18 protein-coding genes are annotated in these 17545 nt (G+C 40.9%); 6 read left to right on the top strand and 12 right to left on the bottom strand.

Going from position 1 to position 17545, the window contains the following annotated elements:
- Positions 1-17 precede the first annotated feature (17 nt).
- The 3 genes from PX482_RS24990 to PX482_RS25000 all read right to left on the bottom strand — a co-directional run bounded on the left by PX482_RS24990 (position 18) and on the right by PX482_RS25000 (position 1659).
- Positions 18-967 (bottom strand): IS630-like element ISMae26 family transposase gene (locus PX482_RS24990; RefSeq protein ID WP_076611860.1). Its coding sequence is split into 2 segments (ribosomal slippage): positions 18-625 and positions 625-967, totalling 951 coding nucleotides; the frame shifts between segments, so codons are not numbered across the junction.
- Positions 968-986: 19 nt separating this feature from the next.
- Positions 987-1439 (bottom strand): PIN domain-containing protein, encoded by a 453-nt coding sequence (locus tag PX482_RS24995; protein WP_288096131.1) that lies wholly within the window; start codon positions 1437-1439, stop codon positions 987-989.
- Positions 1426-1659 (bottom strand): antitoxin family protein, encoded by a 234-nt coding sequence (locus PX482_RS25000; RefSeq protein ID WP_002761288.1) that lies wholly within the window; start codon positions 1657-1659, stop codon positions 1426-1428. The genes PX482_RS24995 and PX482_RS25000 overlap by 14 nt, the downstream gene beginning before the upstream one ends.
- 253 nt (positions 1660-1912) lie before the next feature.
- Between PX482_RS25000 and PX482_RS25005 the strand changes: the two genes are divergently transcribed.
- Positions 1913-2206, top strand: a complete 294-nt coding sequence (locus PX482_RS25005) for a DUF433 domain-containing protein (RefSeq protein WP_149986317.1) — start codon at positions 1913-1915, stop codon at positions 2204-2206.
- Positions 2207-2241: 35 nt separating this feature from the next.
- On the opposite strand, the gene PX482_RS25010 is transcribed toward PX482_RS25005, so the two are convergent.
- Together PX482_RS25010 and PX482_RS25015 are read right to left on the bottom strand one after the other, a co-directional pair.
- Positions 2242-2439, bottom strand: a complete 198-nt coding sequence (locus tag PX482_RS25010; RefSeq protein ID WP_002799542.1) for a type II toxin-antitoxin system HicA family toxin — start codon at positions 2437-2439, stop codon at positions 2242-2244.
- On the bottom strand, positions 2440-2685 hold the full coding sequence (locus PX482_RS25015; protein ID WP_008203482.1) for a DUF1902 domain-containing protein: 246 nt from the start codon (positions 2683-2685) through the stop codon (positions 2440-2442).
- Between the two features lie 100 nt (positions 2686-2785).
- Here PX482_RS25015 and PX482_RS25020 point away from each other — a divergent pair, with 100 nt between their 5' ends.
- Complete coding sequence (locus tag PX482_RS25020) at positions 2786-3373, top strand: transposase (protein WP_288123168.1); 588 nt, start codon at positions 2786-2788, stop codon at positions 3371-3373.
- A 519-nt stretch (positions 3374-3892) separates the two neighbouring features.
- A complete protein-coding gene (locus tag PX482_RS25025) occupies positions 3893-7084 on the top strand; it encodes a CHAT domain-containing protein (RefSeq protein WP_288123170.1) in 3192 nt (1063 codons plus the stop codon).
- On the opposite strand, the gene PX482_RS25030 is transcribed toward PX482_RS25025, so the two are convergent.
- From PX482_RS25030 to PX482_RS25050, 5 genes are all read right to left on the bottom strand, one after another.
- Entirely contained in the window at positions 7081-7455 is a 375-nt protein-coding gene (locus PX482_RS25030) for a hypothetical protein (RefSeq protein ID WP_194015462.1), read from the bottom strand. The genes PX482_RS25025 and PX482_RS25030 overlap by 4 nt on opposite strands.
- 359 nt (positions 7456-7814) lie before the next feature.
- Positions 7815-10367, bottom strand: coding sequence for a leucine--tRNA ligase (gene leuS / locus PX482_RS25035; protein ID WP_288094800.1), 2553 nt, complete (start codon positions 10365-10367; stop codon positions 7815-7817).
- A 329-nt stretch (positions 10368-10696) separates the two neighbouring features.
- Positions 10697-11029, bottom strand: coding sequence for a BON domain-containing protein (locus tag PX482_RS25040; protein WP_004162645.1), 333 nt, complete (start codon positions 11027-11029; stop codon positions 10697-10699).
- A gap of 22 nt (positions 11030-11051) precedes the next feature.
- The gene (locus tag PX482_RS25045) at positions 11052-11981 is read right to left on the bottom strand and encodes a CoB--CoM heterodisulfide reductase iron-sulfur subunit B family protein (protein ID WP_149988429.1); all 930 of its coding nucleotides are present in this window, start codon (positions 11979-11981) and stop codon (positions 11052-11054) included.
- Between the two features lie 292 nt (positions 11982-12273).
- Positions 12274-12624, bottom strand: a complete 351-nt coding sequence (locus tag PX482_RS25050) for an STAS domain-containing protein (protein WP_002761268.1) — start codon at positions 12622-12624, stop codon at positions 12274-12276.
- A gap of 358 nt (positions 12625-12982) precedes the next feature.
- On the opposite strand from PX482_RS25050, the gene PX482_RS25055 reads away from it, so the two are divergent.
- The 3 genes from PX482_RS25055 to PX482_RS25065 all read left to right on the top strand — a co-directional run bounded on the left by PX482_RS25055 (position 12983) and on the right by PX482_RS25065 (position 15044).
- On the top strand, positions 12983-13177 hold the full coding sequence (locus tag PX482_RS25055) for a hypothetical protein (protein ID WP_002761266.1): 195 nt from the start codon (positions 12983-12985) through the stop codon (positions 13175-13177).
- A gap of 229 nt (positions 13178-13406) precedes the next feature.
- Positions 13407-13751, top strand: coding sequence for a hypothetical protein (locus PX482_RS25060; RefSeq protein ID WP_002761264.1), 345 nt, complete (start codon positions 13407-13409; stop codon positions 13749-13751).
- Between the two features lie 78 nt (positions 13752-13829).
- The gene (locus PX482_RS25065) at positions 13830-15044 is read left to right on the top strand and encodes a DUF790 family protein (RefSeq protein ID WP_002761263.1); all 1215 of its coding nucleotides are present in this window, start codon (positions 13830-13832) and stop codon (positions 15042-15044) included.
- Positions 15045-15146: 102 nt separating this feature from the next.
- On the opposite strand, the gene PX482_RS25070 is transcribed toward PX482_RS25065, so the two are convergent.
- Entirely contained in the window at positions 15147-15608 is a 462-nt protein-coding gene (locus tag PX482_RS25070; RefSeq protein WP_149988427.1) for an Hsp20/alpha crystallin family protein, read from the bottom strand.
- Between the two features lie 381 nt (positions 15609-15989).
- Complete coding sequence (locus tag PX482_RS25075; protein ID WP_288123173.1) at positions 15990-17363, bottom strand: 1-acyl-sn-glycerol-3-phosphate acyltransferase; 1374 nt, start codon at positions 17361-17363, stop codon at positions 15990-15992.
- Between the last annotated feature and the right edge of the window lie 182 nt (positions 17364-17545).

A 17545-nucleotide genomic window follows, 5' to 3' on the forward strand; every position in this document is an offset into this window, starting at 1 on the left:
TATAGCAATTCTCTGACTTATGAGGTACAGTAGCAACAGTGAGTAAACCAATTGCGAATATCTTTTTGAGTAACTTCTAACATAGCCAATTCAATCCCTTCTATTAAGTCTTTGTAAGTTCTCGCCTTCAGTTTTCTTAACGTCGCTTTCACTTTTGACCAAAAGTTTTCAATAGGAGAGAATTCGGGAGAATAAGGAGGTAAATAGATGAGTCTAGCTTTTTCTTGTTCGATTATTTCTCTGACCATTTCTCCGAGATGAATCTTGGCGTTATCCATGATCAGACAGTCTCCTTCTTTAATTTTTGGCAGCACTTCCTTGAGAATAAATCCTTCAAATGTTACCGCATCCACTGCACCGTATATGTTGACTGATGCGACAACTTTTTCTAAGCTTATAGCACTAATTATTGAAATATTTCTCCCTCTTTTTTGTGGTTTTCTTCCCCGAGCTCTTCGGCCAATTAAGGCTCTAGCATAGAGTCTCAAAAGGGCTAAATTTACCCCCGATTCATCGATGAAAATTAGTTTTGATGCCTCAATTTCCCGAACTTCTGACCAGTATTCCACTCTTTTTTGCTGTACCCTGTCACTTTCTTTTTCCGCCGCGTGTAGTGTTTTTTTTTGAAACTGTAATTGAGTTTTTGCGTAAGCCGCCCCAGGGTGGCTCTACTGACTTTCACCTGTGTCTTTTCATACAGTAAGTCCGATAATTCTTCGAGAGTTGCATCATTGTTAGCTTCGATGATTTCTATTAAAATTATCAGTTGTTCACTATTTAACTTGGTTGGCGGACTTCCCCCTTGCGGACGAGGACGGATATCTCCTGTTTCTTTATGTTGCTTCAATAACTTCTGAATAAAGCTTTTAGCCACGTCAAATCTCTGGGCTAGTCCTCGAATGGAAATTTTTTCTTTCTTCCAGACATCGATAATTTTTTGGCGAAAATCTACGGAATAGGGTCTCATAGGAAGCTGGTAAGTTCTATTATTTGTCTATTTGCTTTCCATTGTACCTCATAGCTCCAAGAATTGCTATATTGATAATTAAACCATCTTGCATATCTTCTGAGTAGAGAATAGTTGCATCGCCTAAAACTGCACTAGCAACAATCAGGCTATCCCAAAATGAAATTAAATAGCGATCTCGTAATTTCACGGCATACTCAAGGGTTTCGAGGGAGACAGGTAAGATTTCACACCCTTGGGTAAATTCTTCAAGTAGATTTTGAATCTGTAAATTATTAAACCCTGCTTTGCGGATTAAATTTGAGCAAACCTCATTGACAACTTGTGTACTAATCATCAAGTTTTCTTGATTCGTAATATTTGTCGCTATTTGTTGCTTAGGGATGGCATTAGGATCGCTACAATTAACAATGAAGCGATACAGCCAAATATTAGAATCAATAAAGAAGGGTTGAGATTCACCAGCGTTCATTGGCTTCTTCTCTGGTAAGAGGATGGAAATCTTCAATTTTAATCGGATTTGCTGTTAACTGGGCGATTATACCCGTTTCTGACCATTTTTGGGAAGTAAGCTGGGAAATTGAATTCGATTCTATAATGAGTTTAACGCACTGTCCTTCATTGAGTTGGAGATTACCAAGAGGACGTAAAACGCCATTTTCAAAGACGGCTTCACAGGTTTGTTGCGGCATAACTCAATCCTTAATTCTAAATTACTCTTATTTTAACCGATGAATCAACAACGCACCCAATCCCGTCTAAACTATGATTTTTTTGATTGTTTGATTGACTATTATTTTTTTCGGCTATCGTCCCTGCGATAGAATTCTGATAATCTCCCCATTCAATCCCCTGCCCCGACCAATGTTTAGGCCATGCTAGAATGGTGATAAAAGCATAGAATCCTATGTAGTTTAATTAGTTGAGAATGAATCAGAGAAAGTTATGTTCACAGATATCAATATTGGCACTTTCATAAAAAGCGATCCCAAAATTCATGGAGGTTGTCCTATTATCGCGGGAACTGCTGTTACTGTACGAAGAATAGTGATCTGGTATAAGTTAGGATATAGTCCTGAAGAAATTGCCGATGAAATCCCTCATCTTTCTTTGGCACAAGTTTATGCCGCTCTAACTTACTATCATACTAACAAAGAAACAATAGAAGCAGAAATTATAGCCGAAGCCGCCGAAGCAGATCGCCTTGAAGCATTACATTATTCTTCTTCTTATGAGTAGAATTAGCTTATATATGGATGAGGATTCTACAGCGTTCAAAATGATTTAGATAATCCGGCTTGTTTCAAAACTGCATTGGCAGTATGGCGTGATTTAATAGTATTATCAACTACAAATCTTCTTTCTGTCAGAGGACTATACCAAATTTCATGATCTCCTTTACCTTGACGTTCAAAATAACATCCAGCTGCTGAGAGCAGTTTTTTTAATGCAGGTGTTAAAGAAGTAGCCATCTAAACAGCGCACTCAATTGATTCTTGACGATGACTAATTAGTTCAAAAGTTATCGGTGCTTGAGGTTCAAGAGTAATTAGATGATTGAGTTGTAATAATTCTGGAATCATCTGTCGTAATTTAGCTGTTAAAGCTTCGATGGTATCAGCTTCGGTGACTAATCCCGGAATATCTTCACTCTCTGCTACCCAAACTTGCGCCTCTCGATCCCAAAATGCTTCTACTTGGTACGGTTTTTGATTCATGATGATTTAGTTCAAGTGAGTAGAATTAGCTTATCTATCAATCAAGATTATACAGTGCGATCGCCTTTCTGACAATCTTACCACCAATCCCCAACTCTTGATGATTGCCGATGAATCGCTTATAACTGAATTAACCGCCACCATCCGCCACGCCATGAATGAACCCCAAAAACATCGACAATCTATTCGTTTAAAAGGCTATGATTATAGACTTAATGGAGCTTATTATATCACAATTTGTTCTTATCAGAAGCAGTATCTATTTGGTGAAATTGTTGAAGGAAATATGGAGCAGAATTTACTTGGTGATACTATTGAAGCGGTATGGTATAGACTACCTCTAAATTTTAAATTTATTGAACTAGATGCTTTTATTGTCATGCCCAATCATATTCATGGAATTATAGTAATACAAAATTATGATCTGGAAAAGACCGAATACGATTCTCAATATACTCACGGTACAATGCCGGAATCTTTGGGGGCTATTGTGCAGAATTTCAAATCAATTTCTAGTCGTAAAATTAATCGTTTATGTGGCGATCACATGAAAGTTTGGCAGCGCAATTATTATGAACATATCATTCGCAATGAAGATTCTTATCAAAAAATCCGGCAATACATTCTTGATAATCCGCGAAATTGGGAACAAGACGAGAACAATCTGAATAAATTCAAACCAATGTAGGGGCAAATAACCTGTGGGGACAAATAACCTGCGGGGACGAATAACCTGTAGGGGCGAAGCATTCGGGCAATAACATATCGCTGAAACCATAAATTTCTTATCCGAATGCTTCGCCCCTACCCCGGGCAATAAACTAATAACCTTCGCCTATTATCCCTGTGATACAATTATGATAATCTCCTCATTAAATCCCTGTACGGGCGAAGCATTCGTGCATAATCTATCACTAACCTTAGCCTATCATCCCTGTGATACAATTCTGATAATCTCCCCATTAAATCCCTGTACGGGCGAAGCATTCGTGCATAATCTATCACTGAAACCCTAGATTTTCTATCCGAATGCTTCGCCCCTACCCCAGACAATAACCTTAGCCTATCATCCCTGTGATAGAATTACGATAATCTCCCCATTCAATCCCTGTACGGGCGAAGCATTCGTGCATAATCTATCACTGAAACCCTAAATTTTCTATCCGAATGCTTCGCCCCTACCCATCAATTCCCCATCTGCCACGCCATGAATGAACAACGCACCCAAGCCTCCCTAAACCCGCAAGACTATCTCAATTTCTTGATGGAAACATTACAAAAAATCTCTGAAAATCCTAATCCTCAAGTTATTTATCCCTTCTGGGCGCAGAATCTTGATAAGTTAGATTATAATTTAGCGCAAATCCTAGACAGTTGGGCGAGAGAGACATTAACGAAAGTTAATTCAAAACAAGCTTATTCTATCGCTGCGGTTATTTTCTATTTCAGTGAATCAATCCAACAATTTCCCCTCGGTGACATCGCTGTCAACCAAGAAATTGCCATCACGGGTTATGAAATAGCCTTAACTATCTTCACTTTTGACGCATTTCCCCAGCAATGGGCAATGACACAGAATAGTCTCGCTGGTGCTTACAGTGACAGAATCAAAGGGGATAAAGCTGAGAATTTAGAAAAGGCGATTACCGCTTACCAGGAAGCCTTGAAAGTGTTGACTTTTGACGCATTTCCCCAGCAATGGGCAATGATACAGAATAATCTCGCTAGTGCTTACCTTGACAGAATCAGAGGGCAGAAAGCTGACAATTTAGAAATAGCGATCGCCGCTTGCCAGGAAGCCTTGAAAGTTTATACTTTTGACGCATTTCCCCAGCAATGGGCAAATACACAGAATAATCTGGCTATTGCTTACCTTTTCAGAATCAGAGGGGAGAGAGCCGACAATTTAGAAAGGGCGATCACTGCTTGCCATGAAGCCTTGAAAGTGTTAACTTTTGAGGCATTTCCCCAAGATTGGGCAATGACACAGAATGATCTCGCTGCTGCTTACGTTGATAGAATCAGAGGGGAGAGAGCCGAGAATTTAGAAAGGGCGATCACTGCTTGCCAGGAAGCCTTGAAAGTGTTAACTTTTGAGGCATTTCCCCAAAATTGGGCAATGACACAGAATAATCTCGCTGCTGCTTACGGTAATAGAATCAGAGGGGAGAAAGCTAAGAATTTAGAAAGGGCAATCGTCGCTTTAAATGAAGCCTTGAAAGTGAGGACTTTTGACGCATTTCCCCAAGATTGGGCAATGATACAGAATAATCTCGCTAGTGCTTACCTTGACAGAATCAGAGGGCAGAAAGCTGACAATTTAGAAATAGCGATCGCCGCTTACAATGAAGCTTTGAAAGTGAGAACTTTTGAGGCATTTCCCCAAGATTGGGCAATGACACAGAATAATCTCGCTAATGCTTACCTTGACAGAATCAAAGGGGATAAAGCTGAGAATTTAGAAAAGGCGATCGCCGCTTACCAAGAAGCTTTGAAAGTGAGAACTTTTGACGCTTTTCCCCAAAATTGGGCAAATACACAGAATAATCTCGCATTAGCTTACAGTGACAGAATCAGAGGGGATAAAGCTGACAATTTAGAAATGGCGATCACATCCTATCAGAATGCTTTAACAATCCGCACAAAAGAAGCTGATCCCCTTAATTGTTTACAAACCGCTCGTAATTTAGCTATTCTTCACTACAGCGAAGAGCAATGGCAACCTGCCACAGAAGCCTATAATACTGCCATTGAAGCGGTAGAAAATGCCCGCTTAGAAGCATTAAACCCCCAAAGTCGCCAAGAGGTTTTATCTAATGCTATTGGTGTTTTTCATCGCATTGTACAGGCGCATCTTAACCTCAATCAGCCTGAGAAGGCATTGGAATATATCGAACGCAGTAAAGGGCGTAATCTGGTGGAATTAATCACCCAGAAAAACCTACACCCCCAAGGCGTTAGTCAAGAAATTATCGCCCAATTAAATGAATTAAAGCAAAGAGTGGTTAATGAACAAATTCGTTTACAACATCAAAGTATTAACCAGAATTTAATGGGTCGTGATAACTTAACTCCTTACGTTCAAGATCACAGTTATCTGAAAGAATATCAACAAGACTTAGATAATTTTATTGCAAGAGAAATTAAAGATCCTCTCTTTAGCCTCACTCAAAAAGTTGAGCCGATCCCATTTACAGAAATTCAGGAATTAACTGATGCTGAAACTTGTCTGCTGCAATGGTACATTACAGGGGAGAAAATACTCGCTTTTGTCGTGTCTGCTGATGGAGAGGTTAAAGTTTGGCAATCTTCCGAAGATGATATAAAGCAATTCTTTGATACCTTCAGTAATTATCGACAGCTTTACTACTCCAAAAATGGCAAGCAAGAATGGAGAAATCAACTATCTAACCTCTTACAGACTTTTGCTGATATTCTGCATATTAATGATATTCTTGCCCTCATTCCCGATACTTGTCAACGCTTAATTATTATTCCCCATGTGTATCTGCATATTCTCCCTATTCACGTCTTACCTGTTGATCCCCCCCAACCCCCCTTAAAAAGGGGTGAGTCGGCAACGGGGGGATCAGAATTACAAGATTTATTTCCGAAGGGTGTACAATATGCCCCCAGTTGTCAAATCTTGCAAAAAATCACCCAAATTTTTCACCATTCAGACTTTAATAAACTGTTCGCTATTCAAAACCCCACTAAAGACTTATCTTACACTGACTTAGAAGTTAATATCCTCTCAACTTTCTTTACTGAACCTCAAGTTATCGCCCAAGATAACGCCACTAAAAACGCTGTTCTTCCCCATCTCAAATCCTCAGATAACCACTGTTATCACTTCTCCTGTCATGGAAGCTTTAACCCAGCTAATCCCCTTGAATCCGCCTTATTATTAGCCAATAAAGAACCCCTAACATTAGGCGAAATCTTTGAACTGCGCTTGAATAAATGCCGCCTTATCACCCTTTCCGCTTGCGAAACTGGCATGATTGATATAAACTCTATCAGTGATGAATATATCGGTTTACCCAGTGGTTTTCTGTTTGCGGGAAGTCCCAGCGTTGTCAGTAGTTTATGGACAGTTAATGATTTATCAACCTCCTTCTTAATGATTAAATTATATGAGATTTTATTTGATGAGAATCAGCAAGTTTCTGTACCAGTTGCTTTAAAACAAGCTCAAAACTGGTTACAGAATTTAACTATTGAGGAATTGGACAAATTTCTAGAGCAATATCAGCCACAAATGGACAAACATCTTGCCTTATTGCAACCAGAACAGCGTCCACTATATAAAGAATCATTGAAACAAATAAAACAGCGCAAACCACATCCTTTTATAAGTCCTTATTACTGGGCAGGTTTTATCGCTACAGGGATTTAAGTTTCAAGATTAGCACAAACCTTTTTCATACCCAACTTAAAAGCACAAATACCGATAGCTGTTGCCACACCGGGAGGAATACCAGCACCCATAGAAATTGGTTCTATTGCTGGTGCAATCATTCCAGATTCCAAAGCTTCTCTAACTTCCTCTTGACAGATAAATTGGCGGCATTTTTTCAGTAAATCACCGATAGATCTATCTGGTTCTGTACCAGTTTCTCGCATTAGCAGTAAGGGTATAGCATACTTGAGATAACCGTCGCACTCATCAATCGCATCCAAAGCAGCAATCGCACTTAGATTATCTACCAATTCAGCGCGAAACTGGGCAATTTCTTCAGGAGTAACTTTAGTTGATTCAATATTCATAGGTTGTTCTTATTTAGGGTTTGCTGAAAAAGTAGGGGCGAAGCATTCGGGCAATAACCTATCGCTGAAACCTTAGATTTCCTATCCGAATGCTTCGCCCCTACAGGATGGGATCGCTGATGAAGAGGCAAGGTTTTGAACCACGATTCTCGCAAAACAGGTGCAAGGTTTTGCGAGAAAGGCCCTAAAGTCCTTACCTCGCCTACATTTCATATTTATTCAGCAAACCCTATTTACAGACAATGCTAATTGTATATTTTATCATCTATCGATAGTTTTTCATAGAAAGTGTTAATCTAACTGGTTACTGATAACTGAAAAGGTTCTTAATTCCCTACCATTGTGATAATTGCTGTCATTTAAACCACGACAAAATTAACTAATTTGCCCGGGACAACAATCACTTTTTTGATTTCCTTACCCTCTAAATAACGTTGGGCGATTTCTGATTCCAGGGCGAGGGTTTCTAGGGTGCTTTTATCGGCACTAGCGGGAACTTGTATCGTGCCTCTGGTTTTTCCCAAAATTTGGATGACAAGGGTAATCTCGTCCACAATCAGGGCAGTGGGATCAACTTTTGGCCAGGGTTGCAGGTGAATTGATTGGCTATGGCCTAAAGCTTGCCATAATTCCTCGCTCAGATGGGGAGCAAAAAGGGAAAGTAAGATTAATAGGGTTTCGATTCCTTCCCGATAAATGGGGGATTCAAAACACTTATTATCCCCTAAAGCGTTACTGAGTTTCATCAATTCGGAAATGGCGGTATTAAATTGATAATCTCCTTCTAAATCCTCGGAGATTTCTTTAATAGCGGTGTGAATTGCCCGTCTTAAATCTTTGTCAGTTTTCGAGAAAGTTTCTATTTTTTTGACTTGCTTGGGTTTATTTTCAATATATTCGCTGACTAAACGCCACACCCGATTAAGAAAGCGAAATTGTCCTTCTACCCCCGCATCATCCCACTGTAAATCTTTTTCTGGGGGTGCAGTAAAAAGTATAAACATTCGGGCAGTATCGGCCCCATATTTTTCCAGGACTTTCAGAGGATCAACGCCGTTATATTTCGACTTAGACATTTTTTCAAAGAAGAAAGAAAGAACTTCTCCCGTGTCTTTATCGCAATATTTATCCTCTTTATAGATAACATTTTCTGCGGGGACATATTTGCCAGTTTCGGGATTTTTGTAGGTTAATCCCTGTACCATTCCCTGGGTTAATAGACGGTTAAAAGGTTCATCGACATTAACTAAACCTCGGTCTCTTAAAACTTTGGTAAAGAAACGAGAATAGAGTAAATGTAGGATAGCGTGTTCGATTCCTCCGACGTATTGATCCACGGGCATCCAATCATTAACCTTCTCGAATTGAAAGGGTATATCTTCATTTTTAGCATCGGTATAACGGAGGAAATACCAACTAGAATCGATGAAAGTATCCATGGTGTCCGTTTCCCGTTTTGCGGGAGTTCCACAGCGAGGACAATCCACATTTACCCAGTCTTCTAACTTAGCTAAAGGAGAAGCACCTCGACCGCTAAATTCGACATTTTCCGGTAAAGTAACCGGTAAATTATCGATAGGTACTGGCACGGTTCCACAGTTAGGACAGTGGATAACTGGAATCGGACAACCCCAATATCTTTGACGGGAAATTAACCAATCCCGGAGGCGATATTGTATTCTAGCTTTGCCGTAACCTTGGGCAGTGGCATAATCAATAATAGCGGTTTTTCCTGCTGTAGAATTAAGTCCATTAAATTGAGCGGAATTAATCATAATTCCCGCTTCTGTGTAGGCTTCTTTTAACTCGATTTCGCCACTTTCTGGAGTAATAACTATCTTAATTGGTAGGTTATTTTCCTGAGCGAATTTAAAATCGCGACTGTCGTGAGCCGGGACTCCCATTACTGCACCAGTACCGTATTCGTAGAGGACATAATCAGCAATTAAAATCGGAATTTCTTCACCGGTAAAAGGATTAATTGCCAGTCCTCCGGTTTTAATACCGCGTTTGGGTTTATCTTCGGCAGTTCTTTCTAATTCGCTTTCGCTGGCTATCTCTTGAATAAAAGTTTCTACGGCCGATTTTTGTTCGGGAGTGGTAACTTGTAAAGTTAAGGGATGTTCGGGAGCAAGTACCACATAAGTGACTCCATAAACCGTATCGGGACGAGTGGTAAAAACGGCAATTTTTTCTGGGGAATTAACAAGAGGAAATTCTAAATAAGCACCTACCGATTTACCAATCCAGTTGGCCTGCATGGTTTTAACCCGTTCTGGCCAACCGGTAAGTTTATCTAAATCAGTGAGTAATTGTTCGGCATAATCGGTGATTTTTAGGAACCATTGCCGGAGTAATTTTCTTTCTACTTTAGCACCCGATCGCCAAGATTTTCCTTCACTATCTACCTGTTCATTGGCCAAGACAGTTTGATCGATAGGATCCCAATTCACTGCCGCTTCTTTTTGGTAGGCTAATCCTGATTCAAAAAACTGTAAAAATAGCCATTGGGTCCAACGATAATATTCCGGGGAACAGGTGGCAACTTCTCTTTCCCAATCGATAGATAATCCTAACTGTTGTAATTGCCGTTTCATCTGGGCAATATTTTGATCAGTCCATTTTGCCGGAGGAACTCCCCTTTCAATAGCGGCATTTTCTGCCGGTAATCCGAAAGCATCCCACCCCATGGGATGCAGCACGCGATAACCCTGCATTCTTTTCAGACGGGCAATCACATCGGTGATAGTATAGTTGCGAACGTGACCCATGTGCAGGTTGCCCGATGGATAGGGGAACATGGAGAGGGCGTAAAATTTCGGTTTATCGGCGTTTTCTGGGGTTTTGTCCAATCCCATTTGCTGCCAAATCTTCTGCCATTTCTGTTCGATTTCTGCGGGGTTGTACGGCACTGGGGTCTTTTCTCCTGAGTTGTATCTATCCCTCCCATTTTACCGCAGCCGGCTGGGGGTGATTGCCAGTCTTGGAGTTATCCACCCTGCCAAAAACCCTCTGGGTTTTAGTGGTTAATTTTCACGGCGAATATTAAACCTCTTGCATAATTAACTTGTGAGGGTTCAAAAACCTCAAAAATAAGGATTAAATCGCATAAAATCTGTAAATAGACCATTTAACTGATTATTATTCATTCTTAATTCTCCTGACTACTGACTACTGGCTACTGACTCCTAACCCTAACAACAATTTTTGATTTTTACAAGAGGTTAACAGCCGTTCGACTTCACCCAATAGTTACTTGACTGGTATCGACGCCGGTTGCCCCATGGACTTTACTGGCAATTGCCACCATTTTATTTAAAGTCGCCTGATTGGAAACCTTGCCTTTTAGTACAACTTTACCACCAGTTTGAGCGACCCACAATTTGTCTTCATCAGCTAAATCCGGTGTCTCGTCAAAAGCTAAAACTACTCGTTTAGCTAGGCCGCTTTCGTCGTATTTTCCATCTAATCCGACTCTTTCGGGGGGAATACCCGCAGCAGCGGCTTTCCCTGCGATCGCACTAGCGGCATCGGCCGGTTTATCTAAGCCAAAAATTCTTTTTAACCAATCCATTGCTAACACTCCTGATTGAGTTCTAAAACCCCAATTTCTTTAAGAGGGATTTGGTGGAAACGATGTGTCGATCTAATCCTAAACGATCGGGACTGACTCCCACCGCTAAAGCGACTAATTGGGAAAAATGTAACACGGGTAAACCTAAACTTCGACCGATCGCTTTTGCCACTTCCGGTTGTCGGGAATCAAGATTAAGATGGCATAAAGGACAAGGGGTGACTAAACAATCGGCCCCCGCTGCCATGGCCTCTAAAATGTGTTTTCCTGCCATTTGGAAGGATTGGGTGGTGGCATAACTGGACAGGGGCCAACCACAGCATTGAGTGCGTCCTTGATAATAAATCGGATTTGCTCCCACCACCCGAAAGACATTTTCTAGGGATTCCGGCTGAAAAGGATTATCGTAGGGGAGAGTATCCTGGGCCCGCAGGAGATAACAACCATAAAAACTGGCACAATTTAAGCCTGATAAGGGACGAACCACCTTGGCCGCCAGATTATCTAAGCCATAATCGCCGACAATTGCCCAGAGTAGGTGCTTAACCGTCGTCGTACCTTGGTAGGGGGAACAATGTTCTTTCTGTAAATAATTATTAACTTCCTCAACATAATTGGGATTATTATGCTTTGCTTCCTTCAAGCGCTCATCCACATGACCGATCACTCCTTGACAGGTGCTACAGTGAGTCAACAGGGGTAAATTGAGGGCTTCCGCTAGGGCAATATTGCGCGCATTGACGGCATCTTCCAATAGTTGCGAATCTTCCTTATAAGTTCCCGAACCACAACAGGCAGCTTTTTTGAGTTCGACCAAATTAATCCCCAAAGCTTCCGTCAGGGCTGCCGTGGATAGATATAGTTCCCGACAGGCACCTTGGGCGACACAACCGGGAAAATAAGCATACTGGAGATTTTTGACTGTCATGGATTCTAGGAAATTACTACTCATTACCTATCTACCATCTTGGCCCCCTTCCCCTCTGTCATCACTAAAGTCATGGAATTTCTTAATAGACACCCTTTTGTGAGCTGCTCCCAACAAGTGTATGCTAGTTTGCCCCCCGAAATAATATCCAAAAACGAGGAGAGCCATCTCAACAGTATAATGCCTCTCCTTGAGAAAAATTGTTGTTTTGAGGAGTCGGTTGTACCAATGGCAATCTGTCCGGTCAAGAGGTGATTTACCGGTAGAATTGAGAGTGCAGCCGAGAAATTACGGCCAGAAACCCTATTTTGTCTGCTTACGCCGCTTGAGGGAGGGTGATAACAGCATCAAAGTCAGCACGGCTAGGGAAAACCGAGAGAACCCGATCGAGTTGGGTTAATTCAAAGATAATCTTGACTGAAGGTGGAATAGAACAGATATTGAAGGATTTTTCTTGACTTTGAGCCAGACGAAAGGCAGTAACTAAAGCCATTAATCCAGCGCTGTCGAGGAATTCCACCCTACTCATATCCACGAGAAAAGTGATAGAGCGACTCTGGTTAACCAGATTGGTGAGCTGCTCTTGAAATTCTAGGACGTTAGCGGCGGTAATATAGCCGTTTGGCTCAAATAGAGCAATTTCCGGGACTTTTACAGGACTTTTCATGGCTGGGCTTTGAAATTCATAAATGAACCTTTTAACTGGAGATCAGATACCGCTATTATGTCCTAACTTTCTGATTTTGCAACCTTGGTCTTGATATATTTTCCCTCTCCTGAAAAGATTAATCTTTTCTTAATCTTTACCCTGTGGGAAGGAACCACTTTTAGGTTAACCTGATGATCCGGGGAGTCAAGAGGAACAGTGATCAAGGCTTATTAGGGCGAATACCAGGGGAAAGTCGTTAGGTTTAAGCTCTAATCCCGAATGACTGATGATGACCCAGTATTCTACCGGTATTTTTGCTAAAATAAAGTAAAGCAGGATACAGAAACTAGATTTATTGAACTAGAGTAAGGAAATTGTGGATACCCAGCCGACTATCCGCCAATTAGTGGAACAAGCCCTATATTATCGTCAAATCACGCCAGAAATCGAAAACGGAATTAATGAACTCCTCGCTCGTCTTGGCTACGTTTCCGATGTGGATTACGAGGCCCTAGAGTTACTCATGGATGAAATGGACGAGGGCCGGATTAATCTCGTTCCGCGTCGGTAACTTCAGTTATCAGTTATCAGTTATCAGTTATCAGTTATCAGTTATCAGTTATCAGTGGTGAGTTATCAGTGGTGAGTTATCAGTGGTGAGTTTTCAGTTCACTCCGGACCTAGTAACGAAGAACCTGACTGATGACTGATGACTGAACAATCCCCCAAAACCCAATTTCCCCAAATTTCCCCAAATTAATATAATTGACTTCAGGCTTTCTCTTAACCTGATTTTTTCCATGATTCCTTTAACTCTTAATCTCTTGCAAGGTTCCGTTACTTTTCGTTTCAGTCCCAGTGCTGCTCTGGATTTGCAAAGGGAAATTAATATTTTACTCGATCGCCTGAAAGCGATCGCCAGTAATGCCTCTAGTGGGGGTAAACCCCAACCCCAAAAACCGCTGGAATATCAGCACACTGGTGATGTGTTTCTGGAAGTGTTTTGTAATCCCAATATTTATCCGAGTCCTTTTTCGGCTAAAGTTTTGTTAACGGTTCGTGACGATCGCCTACGCTTAACCACAGAAGCAGAATTAACCCGTGTAATCGAGGATTTAGAGCGTTATATCGACCAAAATAGTTAGAATCGGGGGATTTTTGGGGTTTCGACCTTTCCTTGTCGTCCCACCTCTCCCCATCTGATTATTCTTCTCTAGCTTGCCATGTTACCGACCGATTTATTGATTTCCCGTCAAAATGGCGAGACAATTATTCCCAAACGCTTACCGATCGCTCCTGATTATCTGATGAGCGCTCAAGAACAAATCACCTGTTTTCAGGAAAGTATCGGTGAAACTAAGGGAGAATTAAGCCAAAAACTCCTAATCTTGGAGGGAGACAGTCCCGATTATAAAATTAAACGGGGATTTGCTCACCTATTAACCAATCATTTTGCCACCTTTGAGATTATTAGTCCCTTAGAACCGCAGGAATTAAGAAAAAGAGTTTTTGAACAAGCGGCTAACTTTGTTCCTATTCCCCAAAATCGATCGCTAATTCTTCAAACAATTGCCCAGCAAATCAGCCAAGAATTAAATCAAGAAATTTTTCCAGTAGCTCTAGAAAAAGGACTCTATGCTGATTTAGCAGAGAATAAAATTCTCACTCAATTTGATGCTCCCACCCCCGAAAACTTAATTCATCGTTTTAACCTCTCGCAAATTCAAGGTATTTTTTATCGGGCCAGTTATTTAATCATCAACGTCCACCGCAACGATCCGGGGGAATATAAATATCTCTTTCGCTATCTAAAACTATTTCGTTTAATGACTTATATCGAAGGGGATGCCGACACGGGATTTACTATTACTATCGATGGTCCCACCAGTTTATTTAAAGCTAACAGTCGTTATGGCATTGAAATCGCTAAATTAATTCCTGCCTTACTCCATGTTACTCACTGGAATCTGAAGGCACAATTACAGTACAAAGATTCCTATACAGGAACTATTAAAAAACAACAGTTTAATTTAGAGGATAACTGTGGTCTGGTGTCCCACTATTCCCCAGGTAAACCCTACGATAGTATGTTAGAGGAATCTTTCGCTAAACGTTGGTTACAGTTAAAAACTGAATGGCAACTAGAAAGGGAAGTGGATTTAGTGCCTTTACCCGGAGGAGTGATGATTCCCGATTTTCGTTTAGTGCATCCCGATGGTCGCGTTTTTCTCCTCGAAATTGTTGGTTATTGGCGACCAGAATACCTACAAAAGAAATTTTTACAGGTTAAATCGGCCCAAGCAAACAATCTAATTTTAGCCGTATCGGAACGGTTAAATCTAGAAAAAGCTGGAGTTAAATTTCAAAATCTACCCGCTCAGGTTATCTGGTTTAAAGATAAATTATCACCCCAAGCAGTGTTAGAAGTTTTAAGTTAAAGGTTTAGGAAGCTAAAAGCGGAAGTATGGTTTGATACTCCCGCTTTGGTTTAATCAGACTAGGTTAACCTTTTTGCTCAAGACCGGACAATGAGTGCTACATCATTGAGCAATGGTAGGATTGATGGACACTTTCACCACTTTATTTTTTTCTTCTTCCGCTTTCGGGAGAGTGAGATTGAGAATGCCATCTTTGTATTCAGCAGTCACGTTATTGTTATCAACCCGAACCGGTAGAGGAATAACCCGATGGAATTTACCATAACGGAACTCAGTGCGGGTAAATCCTTCTTCTTCGGTTTTAATTTCCGATTTCCTTTCACCATTAATGGTCAGACTATCGGCTGTTACTTCCAGGTTGAGGTCTTTGGCTTCCATACCAGGTATTTCCAGTTTAAGCTGAACTGCCTCTGGCGTTTCGGTCATTTCCGCCGCCGGGATGAAGGACAACCCCATTTTTTCGCCATCGCCTACATCAGTCGGCACAAGACGGTCAAACAAGCGATTCATTTCTTTCTGTAGGCTTTCTACTTCTCTGAAAGGCTCCCAACGTATAAGTGCCATATAAGTCACCTCCGAAGTTTTCTTAACGCTAGAGATGTTGGTTTATCTCTACACTTTTAGGATAGATAAAAGATTCTCTGACTGGGGTAGGGTTTTCGGTATTGAGTTTTTCCAGATTCCCGTACTATCTCCTATACTAGAGCTAGGTGAAAAGGTTTTTCCCGGGGAAGTGGGAAGTGGGGAGTGGGTAGGGTTGATTCATGAATCAACCCCACCATGAATCAACCCTACCATGAATCAACCCCACCATGAATTAACCCTACTATGAATTAACCCTACTATGAATTAACCCTAGGGGAGTGGGGGGTTTTCTCAGTGAACTGATAACTGATAACTGATAACTGACTCCACCAACAGACTTTTTCAGTAAACCCTAATTATCTACTGATGAATAATTAAACTTTCTAAACTGGTTTGTAAATCTTGGGTTAATTGGGCTACGGCCGAGCGTCGATCGCTTTTATAATCGCCATAGCGCTCGGATACGCAAATAGGCTTACCAATAGTTATTATCGCTTTTTGTTGACCAATTTGGGGACGGAAAAAGGGATTACCTCCCTTAATTCTTGTCACTAAATCCCAGAGCAATAAAATTGTCTCAGCGAATCTTTCTACGGTGGGTTTTTCTTTTACATAATAACCGGTTACTGACACGAAACTTTCGACAATTCTCATGTGCCACATTTTTAAATTAGCTTCATCAGCCAGGCGATCAGCTAATCCTAATTCAAGGGGAGAAATCGAATAACTGGGTTTTAATTCTTGGCGATAAATGCGTTCCCATCCTGCTTGTTCTAAACGACGACAGCGATCGATCACATTACCATTATGAGAAAGATTAAAATACTTTTCTACGGTTTGTAGGGCCACATCTAATAAATTGGCTAAACGTTTTGCTAGGGTTTCGTTTGGATCATCGCCATTGGCAGGTACTACAGGCAAAGATTGATAGTAGAAATCTCGATAAAAATCCTCCATTAAGGATAATAATCTTTCTCCTAACCGAAAAAGACGCTCGTATAAAACCTTTTCTTTTAGGGATGAATTCGGGGTGGGTTCTAAACCGCTATCGTTTTCTAAATTAGTTAAAATTTGCTCGATTTCTTGCCACACTGGAGTCAGATAAAAATACTGAATACCAATAGGTAAAATAATTAATTCTTGCTGTTGTTTAGCTTTTCTGACATCATCCACCCCCCAAAAAGCTAATTGAGAAATACCCGGTTCAATCGCACTGACAAGCTCATTATGTCCGTTAGTTGCCCCTTCCGGAGCGGCGGCTAAAGGATAATCTCCTTCTAATAATAAACGACGAGCCGAACGCAATCCGATTAAATCAGCTTTTCCCCGTTGAATTGGTGTGCCACCTAACTTAGAATATAACCATCCTACCCTTTCTCCCGCCCATAAAGGAATCCCTCGATCATACATAAAATGAGCGTGAATTGGCTTGTTTAATTTTATTCCTAACTCTTCGGCTTTTTTGGGTACTAATTTCCACAAAAGATAGGCCATACAGTAGGGATCGTTAATACTGGGATGACGGAAAGCAAGCAGTAAACGGACTTTTTTCTCTTGACTTTTTTGATAAAATGTGATTAAAGTTTCTAGATTGGCGGCGGAAATTTCTCTTAAGTTGGTTTGAGTTTGTAACCAAAGAGGTAAAAAGATTTGACATCCCTTTAAAAGCAAGGGATTAAGGTCAGGTGGGATAAATTCGAGGGGAGGTTGCGCGCCCAAAGATAGATTAGACATATAAGTATAAGTAGGGTCTGCTGAAAAAGTTTTTCCTAGGGGCAGGGTGTAGGGTGTGGGGTGTGGGGTGTGGGGTGTGGGGTTTTACCCATTTTCATCGGGTAAATTACCTAATTTTCAGGGAAAAAGTCCAGGGATTTTCCCCCCGACCACTCCCATATCTGGTACTTTTTGATTGACAA

Origin of the sequence: Microcystis sp. M53602_WE12 (assembly GCF_030065455.1) — a bacterium.
Lineage (GTDB): Bacteria > Cyanobacteriota > Cyanobacteriia > Cyanobacteriales > Microcystaceae > Microcystis > Microcystis aeruginosa.